Below are 26,178 nucleotides of genomic sequence, written 5' to 3' on the forward strand. Positions count from 1 at the left end.
AAGATTTTTATGACGAATGAGGAATGTTATCCATTAAGTCACCCGCAGAGAAGAATATGGTATACAGAAGTTATTCATTCTGATAAAGGGATATGTAATTTAAGGTTCTTGTTTAAACTTCATCGAAAAATGAATTATTCAAAATTAAACCGAGTTGTGAATCGTGTTATCAGTGAAAATGATGGTCTGTGCATCAGACTAAAAGAAAATGTGCATCAGGAACCTGAACAATATTTTGTTAAACATGAAGAACAAGAATTTGAGTTTTTCGATTTTAGTTCCGTGGAAGATTCAGATTTGCTTGAGAAATGGATCGAGCAGAAAACAAAAGAAACGTTTACATTATTTAATTCAGATTTATACTATTTTGCTTTAATAAAATTAAACGATAATGAATGTGCAGTCTTTGGGAATGTTCATCATATTATCATGGATGGATTATCAATCCAAATATTTACCAGTCAGATTGCAAAATATTATTATGAGATGTATAGCGAGACTGAGGAGGGTGTTCTTAGAAATTCATATGTTCAATTTCTGACTAATGAACAAACATACTTAAATAGTAGTCGCTTTCAAAAAGATCAAAAATTCTGGTTAGAGGAATTTAAAACACTTCCATCTGTGACGGGATTGAAATCCTATAATACGTACCAAGTTAGTACCAGAGCATCACGTGAGACGTTTATATTATCGGAGCATCTGAAGATAAAGATAGAAAAATTTTCTGAAGATTACAAATTTAGTTTATATACTCTTTTTGTCGCTGCATTTTCGTTGTCTATGTATCGGTGGACCTCATCGCTTGATATTGCATTAGGAATGGCTTATGGCAATCGTATGACTAAAATGGAACGGGAATTAATTGGAATGATGGTGAGTACGGTTCCCCTAAGAATGGATATCGATCCAGAAGAAGAAGTGCTTTCATTTATTGGTAGGGTGTCCAGAAAACAAAGTAAATCATTACGACATCAGAAATACCCATTTGATTTGTTATTAAAGCAGATTAATAAAGAGAATAACAGCAATGTTAGACTTTTCGGAACTACGATTGATTATAGAGATCGTGATGAAAGTGGTGACTCACTATGGATTCCAAACTGTGAAGAAGTACAAGATTTTGCAGTGCATATTGAGAATTTGATTGATATAGACTCTTTACATGTACATATTGATTATCGTGAAGAGTTATTTTCTAATGACGAGATAAAACGTTTTTTCAAAGTTATGTTAGCAATAATAGAAAATACTTTTGAAAATCCAAAGCAGAAGGTAGCTGAAATTGAAATCATTTCTGAAGAAGATAAAAGAAAAAGTTTAGTAGAGTTCAACAATCCTAAGCTTGATTTTCCACCTCAAGTAACTATTCATGAATTGTTCGAACAGCAAGCGATGATTTATCCAAATGCTATTGCAGTTACGTATGAAAAAGAGAGAGTTACCTATAGGGAGCTAAATGAACGTGCAAATCAGTTAGCTCATTATCTACAGAAAAAAGGAGTAGGACCTGATACTTTAGTTGGACTGTGCGTTGAGCGTTCTCTCGAAATGATTGTAAGTATTTTAGGGATTTTGAAGGCTGGTGGAGCTTATGTTCCACTTGATCCAACTTATCCAGAGCAGCGACTTCAATATATTTTAGAGGATGCTAGCATTCAGTTATTCGTAACGCAAGAAAGTTTAAAAGAATTGAAATGGTTGCCAGAAAATATTAAATCGATTTGCCTGAATCGTGATCGAGATGAGATTGGGCAAGAAAGTAAGGCTTTACCGGTTTCTGATGTAAGTTCCCAGCACCTAGCATACGTAATCTATACTTCGGGATCAACAGGGAATCCAAAGGGGGTTATGATAGAGCATCACAATGTCATTCGTTTATTGAAATCAACAGACTGTTGGTATCAGTTTAATGAAAAAGATACTTGGACGCTTTTTCATTCTTATGCATTTGATTTCTCAGTATGGGAAATTTGGGGAGCATTATTATATGGTGGGAAATTAGTTGTTGTTCCGTACTGGATTAGTCGATCGCCTAAGGATTTTTATCAATTATTGGTAGAGGAAGAAGTCACAGTTCTAAATCAGACGCCTTCCGCATTTCGACAATTAATACAGGTGTGTGAACAAGAAGATGAGAATAAAAAACTGCATCTACGTTATGTGATATTTGGTGGAGAAGCGTTAGACCCTACTAGCTTGTTACCGTGGTTTCAAAGGTATGGAGAAAAAGAACCACAGTTAATCAATATGTATGGAATTACAGAAACTACCGTTCACGTTACTTATTCTCCGATTACTCAAGATGAGGTCTGCCAATCTTCGCGAAGTAATATAGGAAAACGGATTCAAGATTTAGAAGTGTATGTGCTAGACGCCTGTCAACAGCCTGTACCTATTGGTGTAGATGGTGAGCTTTATATTGGTGGAGCAGGGCTTGCACGTGGGTATTTAAATAGACCTGAATTAACTGCAGAGCGCTTTATACCTCATCCATTTAGTAGTGATCCGAAAGCAAGATTATATCGGACAGGAGACTTAGCGAGGTACTTGCCGGATGGGGATCTGGATTATCGTGGAAGAATTGATCATCAGGTTAAAATTCGTGGTTTCCGAATTGAGATCGGGGAGATAGAGTCTACTTTACATGCACATGCATCTATAAAGGAGGCCGTTGTGATTGTTCGAGAAGATCAACCCGGCGATAAACGATTAGTAGCATATGTTGTAGGAGATGGAAATGTAGGTGCGTGGAGAGAGTATCTTAAAGCGAAACTACCGAGCTATATGGTCCCTTCGGGATTTGTAACGATGGAAGCCATTCCACTAACAGCTAACGGTAAAGTTGATCGTGAGGCCTTACCTATGCCGGAGGAAAAACAGATTAACAGTGAATGTGTTGCCCCTCGAAATAGTAACGAAAAGATACTGGCTATCATTTGGAAGCAAGTATTAGGTGTTAAAAAGGTGGGAATCTATGATAACTTCTTTGAAATTGGTGGCGACTCGATTCTCAGTATTCAAATCATATCTCAAGCAAGTCAAGTGGGATTAAAACTTACTCCAAAGCAAATGTTTGAATGTCCAACCATTTCCGAGTTGGCACAAGTGGCTATAGAAACTCAGGGAGTAGAAGCGGAGCAGGGAATTGTGACAGGAGATGTGCCTCTTACTCCAATTCAGTACTGGTTCTTCGAGCAAGAACATCCACGTTCGGAGCATTGGAATCAATCGATGCTTTTAAGAGTAAAAGAGAGATTGGACATGAAGTTACTAGAGAGATCTATATTAAACTTACTGAAACATCATGATGCTTTACGTTTCCGGTACGAACAGTTACCAAATGGAACGTGGAGGCAGAGAAATGAAGGGACTGATGAGCAGTCTGTACTTCGTGTGGTAAAAAGGAACAATGCTAATGAACAAGCGTGGAATAAAGTAATACAAGAAGAGATGAACATTACTCAAGCTAGTTTCAATTTAGTTACAGGTCCGTTAATGAGAGTAGTTTACTTCGAGGATACCTTGAATGGAAATGATCGATTATTCTGGGTGATTCATCATTTAGTAGTGGATGGAGTATCGTGGAGAATTCTATTGGAAGATTTACAGGCGGTATATAACCAGCTGAAACAAGGTCAAAGAGTTCGCTTACCTGCGAAAAGCACATCTTTTAAAGAGTGGTCGGAAAGACTGCAGACATACAGTGATTCTGGTATTTCAAAAGAAGTACAAGATTATTGGAATGAACGGGTAGAAAAAGAAACGATGAAGATTCCAATGGACTACCCAATACAAGAAACAACGGAAGAATCGGTTGATCAAGTGATGAGGACTTTAGGAGTAGAAGAAACCCATGCGTTGTTACAAGAAGTTCCAGTGACTCATAAGACAAGGATTAATGAGGTGCTATTGGCGGCATTAGGACAAGCTATCGTCGATTGTACAAATCAGCAAACGGTTTCTATTCATCTAGAAGGACACGGGAGAGAAGAGATGATTGAAGGTATTGATCTATCACGGACAGTGGGCTGGTTCACGAGTATTTATCCTGTTCATTTGAATTTTCAAGGAACCAAAACACCTATTGAAGGATTAAAGGCTATAAAAGATCAATTGCGTCAAATTCCGAATCGCGGAGTTGATTATGGTATTTTACGTTACTTGAAAAAAGAATTACTTCCGTTTTATCAGCAAAAGCCTTCAATAAGCTTTAACTATTTGGGCCAATTTGATCAAGTGTTTTCAAAGGAATCTTTGTTTATGCAAGAGACAGGGTTTACATTTTTAGATCATGCTCCAGATTCCAAGCCATCGCATCTAATTGATGTTATCGGTATGGTAAAAGATGAGAAGTTACATTTTGTTTGGATGTATAGTAGAGAACAGTTTTCTAGATTGAAAATTCAAGCGATAGCAGATGGTATGTTGAGGCATCTTCGTCAACTTATAAATAAACCAACAACAGAGTCTGCTTTTACAGTATCAGATTTTGCTGATGCGGAGGATCTTACGGAAGAAGGCTTGAGCAAAGTATTACTTAAATTAACAAAGAAGAGGGTGTAAAGATGGGAGACGTTATAGATATATATGGATTATCACCTTTGCAAAAGGGAATATTGTTTCATACTTTATACGATCAAGATGATGAACATTCTTTTTCCTACATTGTACAAGTAGGCTTCTTGCTCGGGGGACAATTGGATGTTGCTACTTTTGAAAAGGCTTGGGAATATGTTATTCATCGACATGAAGTTCTACGTTCAGTATTTGTGTGGGAGGAAGTAGAAAAACCTCTGCAAGCAGTTTACCAACGTCTTCCTTTTACTATTCATCATGAGGATTGGAGTGCCCATTCGCATGATGAGAGGGAGAAGAAATTACACCAGTTTTTGACTGCAGATCGTAGAAAAGGATTTTTATTGGATGAAGCACCGTTGATGAGAGTCACTGCGATTAAAGAAGCAGAAGAGGAAACGAGAATCATTTGGACACATCATCATATTTTGCTAGATGGGTGGAGTGTGTCATTGGTCTTTAGTGAAGTGATGGAAGTTTATCTCAAGATGATAAAGGGAGAATTGTTGAATCTTCCTAAATCTCTTCCTTATAAAAAATATATCCAGTGGATAAATAAACAAGATCAAAGTCAAGCAGAGGAATTTTGGACAGAAGAATTAAAGGGGTTTTATGCACCTACGCCATTAGCGATGGAAAGAAAGGATCAAGAACAGGAGAAGGGCTATGGAGAGTGTGTTTATCAGGTATCTGAGGAACTCACTGAGAATTTACAAGAGTGGGTACGAAATAGTCGATTAACATTGAATACGTTAGTACAAGGCGCATGGGCCTATTTGATGAGTAGGTATAGCGGTGAAAGTGACATCGTATTTGGCGTAACTAGCTCTGGACGTCCAACTGATTTGATAGGAGCAGAGAATATGGTAGGTCTATTTATTAACACATTACCTACTAGAATTCGATTAACGGATGATACATCAGTAGTAGATTGGCTTCGTAAAATACAGATGAAAGAAATGGAACGAAGACAATATGAGTATAATTCGTTGGTTGATATTCAAGGGTGGAGTGAGGTTCCGCGGAATAGCTCCTTATTTCATACCTTGTATGTGTTTGAAAATTATCCAATTCAAGGTGAGAGAAATGATGATTTAAGATTACTAGATGTTAAAAGCGCGGAACAAACAAATTATCCTTTAACACTCATTGTAATGCCCGGTAAGAAAATTACTTTAAAGTTGATGTATGATCGAAGCTATTTTAATGAAGAAACAATAAATCGGATTCAGGGTCACTTATTGCAAATATTAATTCAGATGACGAAGAGCCTAGATTCAAAACTCTTTGAAATTACTCATTTAACAATGGAAGAGCAGACACAGTTACTAGAGGAATGGAATAATACTCAAGTAAAATATTCAGCTGAAGGCATGATTCATACGGTATTTGAGGAGCAAGTTAAAAAAACGCCAGAAGCAATCGCGGCTATTTACGAAAATGAACAAATTACCTATAAAGAGTTAGAGGAGCGTGCTAATCAGTTAGCTCATTATTTACAAAAGCGTGGTGTAGGTCCAGAGTCTCTAGTCGGAGTATATATGGAACGTTCATTACAAATGATGATAGCGTTATTAGGTATTCTAAAATCAGGAGGGGCGTATGTTCCACTTGATCCTACTTATCCAGAGAGTCGGCTTCGTTATATATTAGAGGATGCTGGAATCGAAGTACTAGTGACGGAAGAAAATTCGAAAAATTTATATATATCTGAAGATGTTGAAACGATTTGTATGAATAAAGATTATACTGCAATTGAAAAAGAAGAATCAACTCCATGTATAAGTGGTGTAACAGGAAGAAGTTTAGCGTATGTTATGTATACTTCAGGATCTACAGGGAATCCAAAGGGAGTGATGATTGAGCATCATTCAGTAATCAATTACCTAGAATGGATGCAACATAAATATCCACTTTCTGAAAAGGATGTGGTCTTGCAGAAAACCCCATTTTCATTTGATGTATCTGTTTGGGAGTTATTTTGGGGTATTCACGTTGGAGCAAGTGTATCTTTCCTGCCTCCAGGTGGAGAAAAAGATCCTTCCATTATAGCTGAAGTGATTGAAAAACATCAGGTTACCATTGTTCAATTTGTTCCTTCGATGTTATCTGTTTTCTTAGATCACTTCAATCATATTGAATTGAACATGAATTGTTCGTCCGTGCGTCATGTATTTTCTGGTGGGGAAGAACTAAGCTCAGGGTTGGTTAGACGATTTCAACAGCAATGGAATAATAGCGGACAAGTAAAATTAACCAACTTTTATGGGCCAACTGAAGCCACTATTTATGTAAATGCATTTGACTTGCAACCTAATCAAGAATTTGTTTCTATTGGGCAGCCGATACAGAACACGCAATTATATGTATTAGACCAAAATCAACGCTTGCAATCAATAGGGATAGAGGGTGAGTTATATATTGGTGGTGCCGGTTTAGCGCGTGGATACTTAAATCGTCCGAATCTCACTGCCGAAAAATTCGTTTCGTATCCATTTCGATTGGGAGAACGACTATATAGAACAGGAGATTCAGTAAGATATCTAACTGATGGAAAATTAGAATTTATAGGTAGAATGGACCATCAAGTAAAAATGCGTGGTTTTCGGATTGAACTAGGAGAAATTGAAGCGACTTTAGAAAAATGTTCGTTTATTAAAGAGGCTGTCGTATTAGTTAGAGAAGATCGTCCAGGCGATCAACGATTGGTTGCATATGTAATAAGCGATGGAAATATCCGAAAGTGGAGAGAGTATCTACAAAACCAATTGCCGAATCACATGATTCCAGTGCACCTTGTAGAGCTAGAACAGTTCCCGCTTACTCCGAATGGGAAAATCGACCGAAAGGCCTTGCCAGCACCTGATGAGCAACCTATAGGAGATTTAAATGTTCTACCTCGGACGCCATCGGAAGAGCTTATTGCCTCGGTTTGGAGTCAAGTGTTAGGAACAGAAAATATCGGTATTCAGGATTCCTTCTTTGAACGGGGTGGGCACTCACTACTCGCTACTCAAATCGTCTCTCGATTACAAGAATTGTTCCAGGTTAAAATCCCGCTACGTGAACTTTTCAAGCACGATACAGTGGAAGCATTAGCGAAACGAGTAGATCAGTTGCGCAAAGAAGATAAAAAACGAGAGGTTCCACCCCTTGTACCTATGACATGGGAAGAATCTATTCCACTTTCCTATGCACAGAAACGCCTATGGTTTATTGATCAATTAATGCCAAATAGTGCGATGTACAATATTCATGCAGCGTGTCGCTTAACAGGTAAATGGTCAATTGAAGCATTTGAGGCCGGATGGAATCAGTTGTTGGAGCGTCATGAATCATTACGGACGATAATTCTAGAACAAGAGGGTGAACCTTTTCAACAGGTTCAATCTCATGTATTCAGACATATCCCTCAAACGGATCTAATAGATCTCTCTTTGGAAGATAGGGAAAGAGAAATGAAACGGCTCATTCAAAACGAAGCGGAGGAACCATTTCATTTTGGACAAGGTCCTCTGATTCGAACAAGAATATTGAAAGTGGACAGGGAAGAATGGGTTCTCCTTTGTACGATGCATCATATTATTTCGGATGGGTGGTCAATGGGAATCTTACTTGAAGAATGGATGGCTTTTTATGAAGGAGCACTAAGCGGGAAACCGGCGGAACTGAAGGAGTTATCTGTCCAATATGCAGACTTTGTCATGTGGCAGAAGGAATGGCAAAAAGAAGTGAATTTGGATCAGCACCTTCAATATTGGAAGGAAGAATTGTCTGGGGAGTTACCGGTTTTACAATTACCGATGGATCGTCCTCGACCTGCGGTTCAAACCCACCGTGGTGCAAGTCAGTCCTTAATGGTGGCGAATTCCCTACAGGAAAAGCTCAAAGATTTAAGTCTGCAAGAAGGATGCACTTTATTTATGACCTTGATGGCAGCGTATCAAAGCTTCCTTTCTCGTTATACAGGACAAGACGACATCTTGGTTGGAAGCCCAATTGCAAATCGAAATGTTAAAGAGATTGAAGGATTAATAGGTTTCTTTGCAAATACGTTGGTTTATCGAGCTGATTTCAGTGAAGATCCGACGTTCCAAGAACTTTTGTCGCAGATACGAAAAAAAGCACTAAAAGCATACGAGTATCAGGACATTCCATTTGAGAAAGTGGTAGAATCCGTAAAACCGGAACGGAATACAAGTCATTCACCGATATTTCAAACCATGTTTACTTTACAGAATACGAAACAAGAGTTTCCTCAGCTATCTGAAAGACACATGGAACTCATGGAAAGTCATGCTTCTGTTGCGAAATTTGATTTGAGTTTATTTGCTTCTGAGACGAAAGAAGGATTATCGCTAACCTTTGAATATAATACTGATTTGTTTAATGATACAACCATTGAACGTATGGCAAGTCATTTTGAACATTGGTTATATCAAATTGTATCTCATCCAAAAGATTTATTATCGGAAATGAATATGTTATCGAAAGTAGAATATAAGCAACTACTAGAGGAATGGAATGAAACAGGTGTTGTAGATATACAAGAAAGCACGATTCATACATTGTTTGAAGAACAAGTGGAAAAAACACCAGAAGCAATTGCAGTAGTATGCGAAGATGAAGAACTAACATATCGAGAGTTGGACGAACGCTCGAATCAGCTGGCACATTATTTACAGAAAAATGGTGTAGGATGCGAATCATTGGTTGGGATTTGCGTTACACGTTCATCCGAGATGATTGTCGGCCTCTTAGGAATCATGAAGGCGGGAGGAGCATATGTCCCAATTGATCCAGCGTATCCGGAAAGTCGACTGCAATATATTTTAGAGGATGCTCATATAAAGGTACTGGTGACACAGGAAAAGTTACAGCAAAAAATGGTTTTACCTAAATCTGTTGACGTAATTTGTATTGATCGTGATCGAGCAGAAATAGAACAAGAAGTAACTACGGTGTGTACGAGTGGAGTGACGAGCAATAACTTAGCCTATATCATCTATACTTCAGGTTCCACTGGAAATCCAAAGGGAGTAATGATTGAGCACAGGAATACAGTAACAATGATTCATTGGGCGCATCACACATATTCCCGAAAGGATTTAGCAGCAGTGTTGGCTTCAACTTCGCTATCCTTTGATTTATCCGTTTTTGAAGTGTTTGTTCCCTTGACGATGGGTGGTAAGGTGATTGTCGCTGAAAATGCTCTACATCTAGACAAGTTGTCTACCAAGGGTGTGACTTTGGTCAATACTGTGCCATCGGCAGCGAAGGAACTGGTTCGAGCAAATACAATCCCTTCTTCAGTAAAGGTGATGAATTTGGCTGGAGAACCATTGTCACATGCACTTGTTCAAGATTTATACGAGAGAAGTACGATTGAAAAGGTGTACAACCTATACGGACCGTCCGAAGATACTACGTATTCCACATATATGGAATTAGAAAAGGGTGTCATGCATAGGGTACCACCAATTGGTAAACCGGTCTTCAATACAGAAGTATATGTACTGAGTGCTGAACAAAAAATGGTTCCAATTGGTGTAGTTGGTGAGCTTTACATTGGTGGATCAGGATTAGCACGTGGATACTTAAACCGCCCTGACTTAACGCAAAATCGTTTTATACCGCATCCGTTTAAAGAAGGAGAGCGAGTATACCGGACTGGAGATCTAGTAAGGTATCTGCCGGATGGAAATTTGGAGTATCTTGGCCGAATCGATCATCAGGTAAAAATTCGTGGGTTCCGGATTGAACTAGGAGAAATTGAAGCGACATTACAAAAGCATACATTAGTTAACGAAGTTATTGTGATGGTACGGGAAGATTATCCTGGTGATCCACGTTTGATTGCCTATGTTGTGGGAGGTGGAGATGCTCATAAGTGGCGTGATTATCTCAAGGCCCAGCTACCAAATTACATGATTCCAGCCTATTTTGTCGGATTGAATGCATTTCCACTCACTCCAAATGGAAAAATTGATAGGAAGGCTTTACCAGCACCAGAGAGACAGGAGATAGCGAGTGGTTATATTGCTCCTCGTACGCCTACGGAAAAAACAATCGTTTCGATATGGCATGTAGTTTTAGGTATGGAAAATATCGGAATTCAGGATTCGTTTTTTGAAATAGGTGGCCATTCATTACTTGCTACGCAAGCTGTTTCCAATCTTAAAGAGGCTTTTGGAATCGAGATACCATTGCATGATTTATTTATGTTTCATACGGTGCAGCAATTGGCAGAACAGATTGATCAATTGCTCTATAAAAAAAATCAAGAAATGCAGAATGATAGTAAGGAGAATGTAAGTCTTCAAGACTATATTCAAAAAGAAGCAGAAGTGAGTAATGATGAAGAATTACTTGAACTGCTTAAGCAATTAGAAGAGCTATCAGAGGAAGAAGCACAAGGGATATTCGAGAGTAATTTGATTGAGAAAGGGGTAAAAAAATGAGAAGTGATTTACTTGCAAAGCTGAGTTCACTTTCTCCTGAGAAGAGAGCATGGCTTCAGAAGCAAATGCAAAAAAAGGAGAATAAAGAAGCACTCCCGTTGTCTTATGCACAACAACGTTTGTGGTTTATGGACAGATTTAACCCAAATAGTTCTTTATATAATATTCCAACTGTATGGCATCTAAAAGGAAATTGGATACCTGAAGCATTAGAAAAGGGATTCAATCGACTCATTGAACGTCATGAATCATTACGAACTGTTTTTAAAGAAGTAGGAGAACAACCTGTACAACAAATTATCGAATTCCTTCCTAGAGCATTACCTGTAAGAGATTACTCTCAACTTCCTCTAGAAGTAAAAGAAAAAGAGGTCGATAGTTTAATTGCGAGAGAAGCGCAAGAACCATTTGATTTAATGAATGGTCCTTTAATTCGTAATCAGCTTGTTCAATTAGAAAAGGATGAATGGTTATTACTGTGTACGATGCATCATATTATTTCTGATGCTTGGTCCATCGGTATATTCATGAATGAATTACTTGCTTTCTATGAAGAAGAAACGGGCGGAAATCCTGCTAAATTAAGTTCATTATCCATACAATATGCAGACTTTGCGAAGTGGCAAAAGGAGTGGTTGCAAGGTGATGTGCTAAATCGTCAACTTACGTATTGGCAGGAAGAATTGTCTGGGGAGCTTCCTATATTACAACTGCCAGTGGACCGACCTCGACCGGTTACGCAGACTTACGCTGGGGATACGCATCACGTGATTTTTCCTTATAAATTACTCAGTCAATTGAAGGATATAAGTCGACAAGAAGGATCTACCTTATTTATGACTTTAATGGCTGCATACCAGAGCTTTCTTGCTCGCTATACGAGGCAAAAAGATATTCTCGTCGGAAGTCCGATTGCAAATCGGAATCATAAGGGAGTAGAAGGTTTAATCGGTTTCTTTGTTAATACGTTGGTTTACCGATCAGACTTGAGTGGCACCCCTACTTTTCGGGAGATTTTGAATCAAACAAAGAAAAAGGCGTTAAAAGCTTATGAATACCAAGATATACCGTTTGAAAAAGTGGTAGAAGCTGTGCAACCTGAACGAAGTATGAGTCATTCTCCCATCTTTCAGACCATGTTTACACTACAGAGTATAAAACAAGAACGACTAGATCTATCTGGTAGAAGTATTGAAATGGTAGAAAGTAATATGTCTATTGCAAAATTTGATTTGAGTTTAATTGCCTACGAAGTGGAAGAAGGTCTATTTGTCTCATTTGAATACAACACGGATTTATTTGATAGTAGTACCATTTCACGTATGGCAGGCCATTTTGAGAACTGGCTAAATGAAATCGCGTATCATCCAGATGAATCATATACAAAGCTGTCAATGTTATCGGACACTGAGCAGAAACAACTCCTAGAAGAATGGAATGATACGGACGTAGATTATGGTTATGATTGTATGATTCATAAGCTATTTGAGCAGCAAGTTGCACGTACACCTGATGCAGTGGCGGTAGTTTATGAAGGTGGAAAACTAACGTATCAAGAACTCAATGAAAAATCGAACCAATTGGCACATTATCTACAAAAACAAGGTATAGGACCTGAATCATTGGTCGGTATATGTGTTGAACGTTCTCCTGATATGATTATTGGTCTCTTTGGGATTTTGAAAGCAGGTGGGGCTTATGTCCCGCTGGACCCAAGTTATCCCGAAAACCGTCTGAGATACATTTTAGAGAATTCACAAATTCAAGTGCTGTTAACAAAAGAGGCACTACAGGAATGGTTACCTAAAGATATTGAAGCAATTTGTTTAGACCGGGATCAAGCAATGATTTCTAAAGAGAGTAATTTGGCTCCAGTGAGTGGAGTAACAGCAAATAACTTAGCGTATATCATATACACTTCGGGTTCGACGGGAAACCCGAAGGGAGTAATGATTGAACATCATTCGGTCATCAACCGCCTACAGTGGATGCAGAAAAAATATCCCTTATCTGAGGAGGATACAATCCTACAAAAGACACCGTTTTCGTTTGATGTTTCTGTCTGGGAATTATTTTGGTGGTCATTTGTAGGAGCACGAGTTTGTTTACTTCCACCCGGAGGTGAGAAAGATCCTGGGATGATTGAGGAGTATATCGAACGATATCGTGTGACCACTATGCACTTTGTTCCGTCGATGTTATCCACTTTCTTGGATTACATGGAACAATTTAACTCGAAATGGAATGTTTCATCTTTAAGTCAGGTTTTTACTAGTGGGGAAGCATTAAACACTGAACAGGCTCGCCGGTTTAAGGGGGTATTTTACGATGTTCAGCAAACAAAGTTAATTAACTTGTATGGCCCTACCGAAGCGACTGTGGATGTAACTTATTATGATTGTGATTTAGAAAAAGAACCAATGCTTATTCCAATTGGTCGTCCAATTGATAATACAGAGTTGTATGTGTTGGATCAACATCAACAGGTGGTACCGATTGGTGTGGCGGGGGAACTTTACCTTGGTGGAGTAGGCTTGGCACGTGGCTACTTCAATCGACCAGAGTTAACTACTGAACGTTTTATTCCGCATCCCTTTAAGGAAGGGGAACGATTATATCGAACGGGTGACCTAGTGAGATATATGAGTGATCGTAACTTGGAGTATATTGGAAGAATGGATAACCAAGTGAAAATCAGAGGATTCCGAATTGAACTGGGAGAGATTGAAGCATCTTTACATGATCACCCATCTGTAAAAGAGGCTATCGTGTTGGTGAAAGAAGATCATCCAGGAGATAAGCAGTTAGTAGCTTATGTAGTGGGTGAAGGGGATACTGGAGAGTGGCGTGAATATCTCAAGAAGCAACTGCCCCATTATATGGTTCCGGCATACTTTTTCCAAGTTGAAGCGATGCCACTCACTCCAAATGGTAAGGTTAATCGGAAAGCCTTACTGGAATTGGAAGCACAGTTCATAAGTGAGGATATTACTTCATCACGAACACCAGTAGAGGAGCTTATCGTTTCCGTATGGAGTCAAGTGTTAGGTATAAGAAATATTAGTGTTCAGGATTCTTTCTTTGAGATTGGTGGTCATTCGCTGCTAGCTACTCAAGTAGTTTCACGCTTACAAGAAATCTTTCAAATCGACTTACCGGTACGTGAACTATTTGAGTATGCAACGGTGGAGTCACTGGCAAAGCGATTAGCTCAGTTACGTAAAGGAGATAGAAAACGAGAGATTCCTCCACTAATGCCGATGGAACGAGGGGAAATTATTCCGCTCTCTTATGCCCAACAGCGCTTATGGTTTATCGATCAATTTACGCCTAATAGTGCACTTTATAATATGCCAATGGCATGCCGCCTTACAGGGAGTTGGCTACCTGATGCATTGGAAACGGGATGGAATCAGCTCATAGAGCGTCATGAATCTTTGCGGACGGTCTTTCATGAAGTGAACGGTCAACCCGTGCAGCAAATTAAACCGTATGCTTTTCAATCAATTCCGAAAATGGATTTAACTATGCTTTCTCCAGAAGACCGAGAAGAAGAAGTTAAACGTTTGATTCAACAAGAAACAGAAGTGCCATTTGATTTAGGCGAGGGCCCGCTAATCAGGACAAGTATTTTGCAAGTGGGAGAGGAAGAATGGATTCTCCTTTGTACTTTACATCATATCATTTCAGATGGATGGTCAATGGGAGTCCTACTTGAAGAGTGGATGGCATTCTATGAGAAAGTCACGGATGGAAAGGTAGCAGAACTTGAACCATTACCGGTTCAATATGCCGATTTTGCTCAGTGGCAAAAAGGATGGCTGAAGGAGGAAGTGCTTGATCAACAACTCCGATATTGGAGGGAAGAATTGTCTGGGGAGCTTCCTGTACTCCAACTTCCTATGGATCGCCCGCGTCCCGCAATACAAACTCATCATGGGTCGACATACACTCTGGTTCTGTCAAGTACGCTACATGACAAATTGAATGAATTTAGTCGTCAAGAAGGGGCTACACTCTTCATGACCCTGTTAGCTGCATATCAAAGTTTTCTATCACGTTATACGGGACAAGAAGATATTCTGGTTGGAAGTCCAATTGCTAATCGAAATTATAGAGAAATTGAAGGACTAATTGGTTTCTTCGTCAATACGCTGGTTTATCGGGCTAATCTGAGTGGTAGACCGACATTTAAGGATGTTCTGTCTCAGGTTCGTCAAAAGGCATTGAAGGCGTATGAATATCAAGATATTCCTTTTGAAAAAATTGTAGAAGTTGTACAACCAGAGCGGAGTACAAGTCATTCGCCAATCTTCCAGACTATGTTCATCTTGCAAAATATGAAACAAGAATTCCCGGTGTTATCTGATAGAAATATTGAAATGATAGAAAGCCATAATCCAATCGCAAAGTTTGATTTAAGTGTAATGGTGGCTGAGGCGGAAGAGGGCTTACTTTTTACTTTTGAATACAATAAGGATTTATTCGATGCTACAACTATTGAAAGGATGGCAGGGCACTTTGAGAAATGGCTACACGAAGTTTCCCATAATCCGCAAAATCCGTTGCATAGTCTGAGCATGTTATCTGAATCTGAACGTACTTTGTTATTAGAAACATGGAATGACACTGTAATGGAAATGTCTCCGCAGAGTCTTATTTGCGACAGATTTGAGGGACAAGTAGCAAGGAATCCTGAAGCGATTGCGGTGGTTGATCAAACAAAAGAGTGGACTTACGGTGAACTGGATGCACAAGCAAATCAATTGGCAAATGTTTTACAGCGAAAAGGAGTGGCTCCAGAATCAGTCGTGGGAGTTTATCTTCCGAGATCGGCTGAGCTCATGGCAAGTTTACTAGGCATATTAAAAGCTGGTGGAGCTTATGTCGTTTTAGATCCGTTGTATCCAAAATCAAGGTTAGAATACATGATTGAAGATGCAGGAATTCAAATTGTAGTGACGGCGGAAGTGCAAGAAGGCCTTTTCGAACAGGTTGAAATGGTGAAGTTAGAAGAATTAACAGTGGAAAGTGTAATCGCACCTACACGGCAGGTAAATCCAGAGAACTTAGCTTATATCGTCTATACCTCTGGTTCTACAGGAAAGCCAAAGGGTGTCATGGTTGAATATCGCTCATTAATGAATATGGTCTCTTGGCATCAAGAAGTTTATCGTATTACAGCAGAGGATCGTGCGACTCAGATTGCGGGGATTGCTTTTGATTCGGCTGTCCAGGAGATTTGGCCGTATCTAACTGCTGGTGCAGCACTCTACTTGTCAACAGAGGAATTGAGAATTAATCCAGAAGCACTACGAGACTGGCTCATTGATTCGCGAATTACAGCTAGTTTTGCACCTACACCTATTCTGGAAAGACTCTTGAAATTATCTTGGCCGGAGAAGAGTGATCTTCGTTTTATCATTACGGGCGGGGATCAATTAACACAGTATCCATCTAAACATATTCCTTTTGCGGTAATCAATCAGTATGGTCCATCGGAAAATACCGTTGTTACCACGGATTGCTATGTACCTGTAGGTGTGACAACAGGTACGCCATCGATTGGTCGACCGATTGCGAATACAGAAGTTTATGTGTTAGATTCTCATCTTCAGCTAGTACCGATTGGTGTGATTGGAGATCTCTATATTGGAGGAAAGAGTCTTGCTCGCGGATATGCTAATCGTCCGGATCTCACAAAGGAAAAATTTATTCCGCATCCTTTCAAGCCAGGAGAACGTCTCTATTACACTGGGGACAAAGCAAGTTATCTTTCTGATGGTACTCTCCAGTTCCATGGCCGTATAGATGACCAAGTGAAAATTCGTGGTTTCCGGATTGAATTGGGAGAAATAGAAGCAGTTTTGCAGGCACATTCTTCTGTGAAAGAAGCAGTTGTATTGGTACGAGAGGATAGTCAAGGCGACAAGAGATTAGTAGCTTATGTAGTTGGTGAAGGAAATGCCCATGAATGGCGAGAACATCTACAAATACATTTACCAAATTACATGGTTCCAACAAACTTTATTGAGATGGAGTTTTTACCACTTACACCGAATGGAAAACTTGATTTGAAGGCATTGCCTATACTTAGTGAACTATCTACTAAAAATACTGTATACTCACGAACTCCGCTGGAAGAACTTATCGCTTCAGTGTGGAGTCAAGTGCTAGGAATAGGAGACATTGGTGTTCAGGATTCTTTCTTTGGGCTTGGTGGTCATTCTCTGCTTGCTACACAAGTGGTATCACGCTTGCAAGAAGTTTTTCAAATCAAATTACCGGTACGTGAACTGTTCGAATATTCAACGGTTGAGGCATTGTCAAAGCGAATAGATCAGTTACGTAAGGGAAGCAAAGAACGAGAAGAAATTCCACCATTGATGCCGATGGAACGAGGAGATAATATTCCACTTTCTTATGCCCAACAGCGCTTATGGTTTATCGATCAATTTGCACCTAATAGTGCACTTTATAATATGCCAATGGTATGCCGTCTTACAGGAAATTGGTTACCTGAAGCATTGGAGTTGGGATGGAATCAGTTGATAGAGCGCCATGAATCTTTGCGGACGGTATTTCATGAAGTGAACGGTCATCCCGTGCAGCAGGTTCAACCGTATATTTTCCGTCCTCTCCCGCATATGGATTTAACTAAGCTTTCTTCAGAGGAGAGAGAAAGTAAGTTAAAGCAATGGATTCAAACTGAAGTCGAATTTCCATTTGACTTAGAGCAAGGGCCATTGTTCCATGGACAAATCGTGAAAATTTCAGAAGAAGAATGGGTACTTCTGTGTAATATGCATCATATTATCTCGGATGGATGGTCGATGGAGATCTTGCTCCAAGAATGGATGGCATTTTACGAGGAGGCGATTGGTGAAAAACCAGCAGAGCTTGCACCACTACCAGTTCAATATGCCGATTTTGCTCAATGGCAAAGGGAATGGTTGAAAGAGGAAGTACTAAATCAACAGCTGGCATATTGGAAGGAAGAATTGTCTGGTGATTTACCGGTCTTAATGTTGCCGATGGATCGTCCGCGTCCTCCGGTGCAAACCCACCAAGGATTAACTCATAATGTATTGTTGTCACGTTCATTATTGGATAAATTAAACGAATTTAGTCGTCAAGAAGGGGCCACGCTTTTCATGACCTTATTGGCATCGTATCAAAGTTTCCTTGCTCGTTATACAGGACAATCGGATATTATTGTTGGCAGCCCGATTGCAAATCGGAATTATCGAGAGATTGAAGGATTGATTGGTTTCTTTGTTAACACGTTGGTTTATCGAGCTGATTTAAGTAGCGCACCGGCATTTCAAGAGTTGTTGTCTCAAGTGCGGATAAAAGCATTGAAGGCATATGAGTACCAAGATGTCCCGTTTGAGAAAATTGTGGAGGTTATCCAACCTGAACGAAGTACAAGTCATTCTCCGATTTTCCAAACCATGTTTACTTTGCAAAATACGGGACAGGTGCTACCACAGCTACATGGACGAAGTATAGAGGTAATGGAAAGCCACGCTTCAATCGCCAAATTTGATTTAAGTTTAACTGCCGCAGAAGTGGAAGAGGGCTTATTGCTTACTTTTGTTTATAGGACTGATTTATTTGACAGTTTAACTATCGAATCCATAGCTGAAAATTTTGAAAATTGGTTGAATTTAATCGTGGAACATCCTGATAAATCATTAGCTAAGTTGCCGATACTGTCAGGATTACAGCAAAAACAGTTGGAAGAGTGGAATAATAATGCTGTAGCATATCCACAGGAATGTGCGATTCATCAGCTGTTTGAAGAGCAAGTAAATCGTACACCTGACGCGGTGGCAGTGGTAGATGAAAACCAGCAGTTAACGTATCGAGAGCTGAATGAGAAGGCAAACCAATTGGCCCATTATCTCCAGAAATGTGGGATTGGGACCGAGTCGCTGGTTGGTCTCTGCTTCCAGCGTTCAGTTGAGATGATTGTCGGTCTCATGGGGATCTTGAAAGCTGGGGCAGCCTATGTCCCGTTGGATCCATCGTATCCAGAAAGTCGCCTACGATATATTCTGGAGGACACAAAGATTCAAGTATTGGTCACGACCGAAGCATTAGAAGGTTGGATACCTGAAGAAATCAAAGCAGTTTGTTTGGATCGGGATAAAGCGATGATCTCGCGAGAAAGCACCCTTTCACCAATATGTGAAGTGACAAGGGAAAACTTGGCGTATGTAATCTATACTTCGGGATCAACAGGGAATCCGAAGGGAGTTATGGTAGAGCATCACAATGTGATTCGTTTATTTAAATCAACGGAATGTTGGTATCAGTTTGATGAAAAAGATACTTGGACGCTTTTCCATTCTTATGCGTTTGACTTCTCGGTATGGGAGATTTGGGGGGCATTACTCCATGGTGGAAGATTGATTGTTGTTCCTTACTGGATTAGTCGATCGCCCAAGGATTTCTATCAACTGTTAGTAAAGGAGAAGGTTACGGTTCTTAATCAGACACCATCCGCATTTCGACAATTGATACAAGTGTGTGAACAAGAAGATGAGAAGAAAGACTTGCATCTGCGCTATGTCATATTTGGTGGGGAAGCACTCGATCCTACCAGCTTGTTACCATGGTTTCAAAGGTATGGAGAACTGGACCCACAGTTAATTAATATGTATGGAATTACAGAAACTACCGTTCATGTTACGTATTATCCAATTACTCAAGATGATGTGCAGTATGCTTCAAGAAGTAATATCGGAAAACGGATTCCAGATTTAGAAGCGTATGTACTAGACGCTTGTCAACAACCTGTGCCTATTGGCGTAGCTGGCGAACTATATATTGGTGGAGCAGGACTCGCACGTGGGTATTTAAACAGACCCGAATTGACTGCAGAACGTTTCATTCCTCATCCATTCAGTAATGACCCAGGAGCGCGATTATATCGGACAGGAGACTTAGCGAGATACTTGCCGGATGGAAATCTGGATTATCTTGGGCGGATTGATCACCAGGTGAAAATCCGTGGTTTCCGAATTGAGCTCGGAGAAATTGAATCTGCTTTAAACGCACATGCATCCATAAAAGAGGCTGTTGTAATTGTTAGAGAAGATCAACCGGGTGATAAACGGTTGGTGGCATATGTCGTGGGTGATGGGAATGTAGGTGAGTGGAGAGATTATCTCAAGGCGGAACTACCAAGCCATATGGTTCCTTCAGGATTTGTGATGATGGAAGCCATTCCACTAACTGCTAACGGTAAAGTTGATCGTGAGGCCTTACCTGTACCAGAGGAGAGGAAAATCGAAAGTGAATGTGTTGCCCCGCGGAATGGTAACGAAGAAACACTGGCTACCATTTGGAAGCAAGTATTAGGGATTAATAAGGTAGGAAGAAATGATAACTTCTTTGAAATTGGTGGAGACTCGATTCTCAGCATTCAGATTGTCTCTCGTGCGAAACAAGCAGGTTTGCAATTGACACCAAAGCAAATGTTTGAACACCAAACGATTGCTGAGTTGGCGCAAGTAGTCAATGAAGAACGGGGTGTACAAGCAGAGCAGGGAGTTGTAACTGGAGAACTGATCCTTACACCAATTCAGCAATGGTTTTTTGCACAAGATCATCCAAACCCACATCATTGGAATCAATCCATGTTTTTTAGAACAAAAGAGCGACTGGATATAGTATTACTGGAGAAAGCTGTGCGTACCCTTCTAATCCATCATGATGCCTTGCGTTTAAGATATGAACGGTTACCGGATGGAGCTTGGAAACAGCGGAACGAAGGGATCGAAGAACAATCGACGCTGACCGTTATTTCATTAGAAGAAGTACCGCAAGCAGAATGGCATCAAGTGATTCAAACGGAGATTGACACTGCACAAGCAAGCTTACACTTACACGCAGGACCGCTAATGAGAATGGTGTATTTTGATGAAGGTGAGAAAAGAGCCGGCCGATTATTCTGGGTGATTCATCACTTAGCAGTGGATGGTGTTTCTTGGAGGATTTTACTGGAGGATCTGCAAACAGCGTATAATCAAGCGAACCAGGCTCAAATGATCAAACTACCTACAAAGAGTACATCCTTTAAAGCGTGGTCGGAGAAATTGTATCATTACGCTGAAGCTGGGATTGTACAAGAAGTGCGTGATTACTGGGAGCAGCAATCCGAACAAGAAGTGGCTATGCTACCAGTGGATATCACCCTCGAAGTTCCAGCAAACACAGGAACTGAGGAGATTACCGTGGTGCTGGAAGAGAAAGAGACCCGTGCGTTATTGCAAGAGATTTCAAGCACTCATCGTGTCCAAATCAATGAAGTACTATTGACAGCATTGGTACAGGCTACGGCAGCATGGACAGGTCAACCGACGCTGACCGTGGATTTGGAGGGGCATGGTCGGGAAGAGATTATCGAAGACGTTGACCTATCGAGAACCGTAGGGTGGTTTACAAGTATTTATCCTGTTCACTTAAATATTACCGGTGCCGACACGCCAATTGCAGCATTAAAAGCAGTTAAAGAACAAGTACGTAAAATTCCTAATAAGGGTGTTGACTATGGGATTTTGCGGTACCTGAACGCAACAATGTGTGAGCAATGGGGGTCTAAATATACACCGTCTATTAGTTTTAACTATCTTGGACAATTTGATCAAATGTTTTCTGACGATGCAATGCTTATTCCGGAGAACGGATTTAAGCGATTAGATCATGCTAACGGTTCCAAGCGATCGCATTTAATCGATGTAATTGGAATGGTAACGGATGGGAAACTTCAGTTCACTTGGGTATACAATGTAGGACAATTCGCGAAATCAACGATTCAAAGTATTGCAGAGAATATGCTCCATCAACTAAGTAAATTGATTCAATCTGCGGATGGAGAATCTGCACTGACCGTTTCAGATTTTGTGATGGCTAATCTTGACCAAGCCAGTTTGACAAAAGTATTATCCAAGATGAATCGTGGAAATAATTATCCGATTACCGATTTATATCCACTATCGCCTTTGCAAGAAGGTATGATTTTCCATACATTGCATGACCAAGGGGATGAACATGTAGCGCCGTATATAGTGCAATTAAGTTTCATGATTAGAGGAGAATTGGATATTGTAACTTTCGAACAGGCGTGGAAATCGGTAATTCAGCGGCATGAAATTTTTCGCTCAGCTTTCCTTTGGGATGAAGTTGAAGAGCCTTTACAAGTGGTGTATGAGAGTGTTCCATTTAAGGTGAATGTAGAAGATTGGCGTACGCTGACTGCTGAGGAAAAAGAGGAGAAAAGAAAAGCCTTTTTGACATTGGATCGAAAACAAGCTTTTCTTTTTGATGAAGCGCCATTGATGCGGGTGACTGTCATTCAAGAAGGTGAGGAAGAATATCGGATTGTTTGGACACATCACCATATTCTGTTGGATGGATGGAGCCTGCCACTCGTCTTTAACGAATTGCTTACAGTGTACCAAAAGAGAATGAATGGAGAAGCCGTGCATTTACCTAAGTCATCGTCATACAAGAAATATATTCAATGGCTAAGAGTGCAGAATCAGGAGCAGGCGGAGCAATTCTGGAGAGAGAAACTTAAAGGTTTTACAGCTCCAACCCTGCTGGGATTAGAAAGTAAAGAGCAAGAAAAAGGTTACACAGAGAAGGTAACTTATTTATCAGAAGAGCAAACCCAAGCGTTAGAAAACTGGGCGAAGCGCAATAGGCTCACTTTGAATACGGTAATTCAAGGTGCGTGGGCGTATCTCATGGGCCGGTATAGTGGAGAAGATGACATTGTCTATGGTGTAACTAGCTCAGGACGCCCTACGGAGATTATTGATGTTGAAAACATTGTAGGTCCTTTTATTACCACATCACCGACGCGAATTCAGTTGATAGATAATATAAAAATAATGGATTGGTTGCAGAAGATACAAGAGGAAGAGATAGAAAGAAGACAATATGAATATGCTTCTTTGACAGAGATTCAAGGATGGAGTGAAGTTCCTAGAGGAACCCCGCTGTTCCATAGCTTGTATGTGTTTGAAAACTACCCAGTGAAAGAGGAGTCCTCAGGAAATCTAGAAATTGGTGAGTTGGAAGGAGTAGAGCAAACTCATTATCCATTAGGATTGACAGTTGTCCCACAAAGTCACTTGTTGTTAAAGTTGAAGTATGATCGTAGCAAGTTTAATGACCTCACCATTGAACGAATGCTGGGTCATTTAAGCCAGGTGTTAAAGCAAATGATCGAGAACGTTGATCAAACTCTGTCGGAGCTGGTGTATGTTACGGAAATAGAACAGAAACAACTACTGGAAGAATGGAATGATAATGCAGCAGCGTATCCACGTGAGAGTGTGATCCACAAACTGTTTGAAGATCAAGTGGATCGTACACCTGATGCGGTGGCAGTGGTGGATGAAAATCAGCAGTTGACGTATCGAGAGCTGAATGAGAAAGCAAACCAATTGGCCCATTATCTTCAGAAATGTGGGATTGGGACGGAGTCATTGGTCGGGCTTTGTTTCCAACGTTCAGTTGAGATGATTGTCGGTCTCATGGGAATCTTGAAAGCTGGATCGGCCTATGTTCCGTTGGATCCATCGTATCCAGAAAGTCACCTACGATATATTCTGGAGGACACAGGAATTCAAATATTGGTTACGAACGAAGTATCACAAGGTTGGGTACCTGAAGAAGTTGAAACAGTTTGTTTGGACCGGGATCAAGCAATGATTTCGCAAGAAAATATCTTTTCACCAATATGTAAAGTGACAGGAGAAAACTTGGCGTATGTTATCTACACTTCAGGTTCGACCGGGAATCCAAAAGGGGTTTTGGTGCAGCATCATTCGGTATTAAATCTATCCTATGGTTTACAGAAAGAGGTTTTTTTACATCGGACACCTGTTAACATGCGTGTTGGTCTGAATGCCTCAATCGCCTTTGATTCATCCGTTAAACAATTACAAATGCTTTTGTATGGTTCTAGTTTGTATATTATTTCAAACGAAGTTCGCAGTGATCCTAAACAGTTTGTATCTTATATTCGCGAGAATAAGTTGGAAATGTTCGATATAACACCTTCACTACTCCAATTACTCATAGATGAGGGGTTGTTAGAAACAAACAATAGTGTTCATGTTCCAAGCAAGGTACTGGTCGGTGGAGAAGCGATTATGCCATCACTGTGGGAACAACTAGTAGAGGATGACCATATCCATTTTTATAATGTATATGGTCCTACAGAATGTACGGTTGATGCGACATGCTATTGTATTAAAAAAGATAGTAAGAGAGTAACCATTGGGCGTCCGTTGCCAAACGTTCAAGCCTATGTATTGGATGAGAATTTGTTACCTGTTCCAGTTGGTGTAACGGGTGAACTTTATATCGGTGGAGCAGGCCTAGCGAGAGGATACTTGAATCGTCCAGAGTTAACGTCAGAACGTTTTATTACTCATCCATTTAATGAAGGGGAACGGTTATACCGGACGGGAGATCTAGTCCGCTATTTAGCTGATGGCCATTTGGATTATCTGGGAAGAATCGATAATCAAGTGAAAATTCGAGGATTCCGGATTGAGCTTGGAGAGATTGAAGCGAATTTAGAAAGTCATCCATCGGTGAAAGAGGCGGTAGTCTTGATAAGAGAGGACCAACCAGGAGAGCAGAGATTGGTTGCCTATGTGGTGGGTGAAGGAAGTATGCATGAATGGCGTGAGCATCTCAAGAGACAAGTACCGAATTATATGGTTCCTGCACACTTTATTGAGGTAGATGCGATTCCGCTTACAACAAATGGGAAGGTTGATCGAAAGGTACTGAACAGCTTAACAATTCAAAGAGAAAGTACCTTTTCTACACCAATCATCCCACGGGATGAAATCGAGTATCAGTTGATTACGATTTGGCAGGATTTGCTACAGTTAGAAGATGTCCATGTAAACGATGATTTCTTCAATATAGGGGGTCACTCTCTCCTTGTAATCAAATTGATTTCAAAGGTCAGAGAGAAATTTGGAAAAGAGATTAAGGTGTCCGCACTGATTAAGAACCCGACAGTGGAAGGGATCGCTTGTCTCATCCGTGAGAATCATAGTATGGAAGAATCGTTATCGGTTCTGGTTCCATTACAAGAATCGGAGAAAAGACCTTTCTTCTGTGTTCATCCTTTTATGGGTAATGTACTCTGTTACATTCAGCTAGCAAGGTTACTCAAGGATCACTGCTCATTTTATGGTCTACAGAATCCTCTCGTAGAGAAAGAAGGAATGAAAGGGTTGACTTTATCGGAAGTAGTTCAACTCTACATCGAGGAAATGAAGCGCGCTCAGCCAGAGGGGCCGTATCGTCTGGGAGGATGGTCTCTGGGCGGTGCCATCGCCTATGAAATCGCAACTATGCTGCGGAACCAGGGAGAAGAAGTTGAGATGTTGGTACTAATGGATACCAAGGTGCCTTCAGAACGGGATTACAAGACAGAGGATGAAATGCTATCTTATATATTGGAGCATTTCATTCATATAGAGCTAGTGGAGCAGGAAAAAGAGCTTGTTCATCAACAGGACATGCTTGTTGAGCAATTAATTGTGGAAGGAGTGCTCCCGCCTGATGCAAATCTTACGAATTTGAAGCAAATTATCAATGCTCACAGGAAGTGTCTGAATTTAATGGCAGAGCATGATTTAATACCATATTTTGGGGAAGTCATTTACTTTAGTGCTGAGGAAGGTAAAGAATTGTTTACGGACTGGAAGGCTTTATTAAAAGGAAGAGTGAATATGTATTCGGTCCCTGGATCACACGAAGAAATAGTAGCTTCCCCCGCAGTTGAAAAAATGGCTAAGTATCTACTAAATGAATTAGAAGGAATAAAAGAGAAATCTCTTTCGTTAACGGAAAAATAGAGAGCACAAAAGATGCAACTCTATGAACGAAAATTGTGATTATTAAAGTTGTTATTTGTGAGTAGTAGTGTAAATGAAAAGAGCTACCCAATAATTGCACATCAAGTGTAGGAAATTATGAATATATCGAGAGCATTATTTTTTTAGGGGTTAATGCAAAAATTGCTTGATAGAGAAATAGAAACCTGTATGAGTTGTTCATAGCATGATGTAAATGATCTGAAGCTTTTGTA

The 26,178-nt window shown here is 40.1% G+C and carries 3 protein-coding genes; all 3 read left to right on the top strand.

Annotation, left to right across the window (positions count from 1 at the left end; genetic code table 11):
* Nucleotides 1–9 precede the first annotated feature (9 nt).
* From U860_RS0105530 to U860_RS0105540, 3 genes are read left to right on the top strand one after another with little or no spacing between them, the layout of a single operon-like run.
* The gene (locus tag U860_RS0105530; protein ID WP_025147701.1) at nt 10–4,566 is read left to right on the top strand and encodes a non-ribosomal peptide synthetase; all 4,557 of its coding nucleotides are present in this window, start codon (nt 10–12) and stop codon (nt 4,564–4,566) included.
* Between the two features lie 2 nt (nt 4,567–4,568).
* Nucleotides 4,569–11,039: a non-ribosomal peptide synthetase gene (locus tag U860_RS0105535; protein WP_025147702.1), complete on the top strand. Its 6,471-nt coding sequence runs from the start codon at nt 4,569–4,571 to the stop codon at nt 11,037–11,039.
* Entirely contained in the window at nt 11,036–25,945 is a 14,910-nt protein-coding gene (locus U860_RS0105540) for a non-ribosomal peptide synthetase (protein ID WP_025147703.1), read from the top strand. Before U860_RS0105535 ends, U860_RS0105540 begins: the two co-directional genes overlap by 4 nt.
* Nucleotides 25,946–26,178 lie beyond the last annotated feature (233 nt).

The organism is Bacillus sp. H1a (assembly GCF_000633475.1).
Taxonomy (GTDB): domain Bacteria; phylum Bacillota; class Bacilli; order Bacillales; family Bacillaceae_G; genus Bacillus_A; species Bacillus_A paramycoides.

What these genes read in the sequence shown, in the direction of transcription:
- U860_RS0105540 (WP_025147703.1), top strand. Translation starts at nt 11,036, where the DNA reads ATGAGAAGTGATTTACTTGCAAAGCTGAGTTCACTTTCTCCTGAGAAG.
- U860_RS0105535 (WP_025147702.1), top strand. Translation starts at nt 4,569, where the DNA reads ATGGGAGACGTTATAGATATATATGGATTATCACCTTTGCAAAAGGGA.
- U860_RS0105530 (WP_025147701.1), top strand. Translation starts at nt 10, where the DNA reads ATGACGAATGAGGAATGTTATCCATTAAGTCACCCGCAGAGAAGAATA.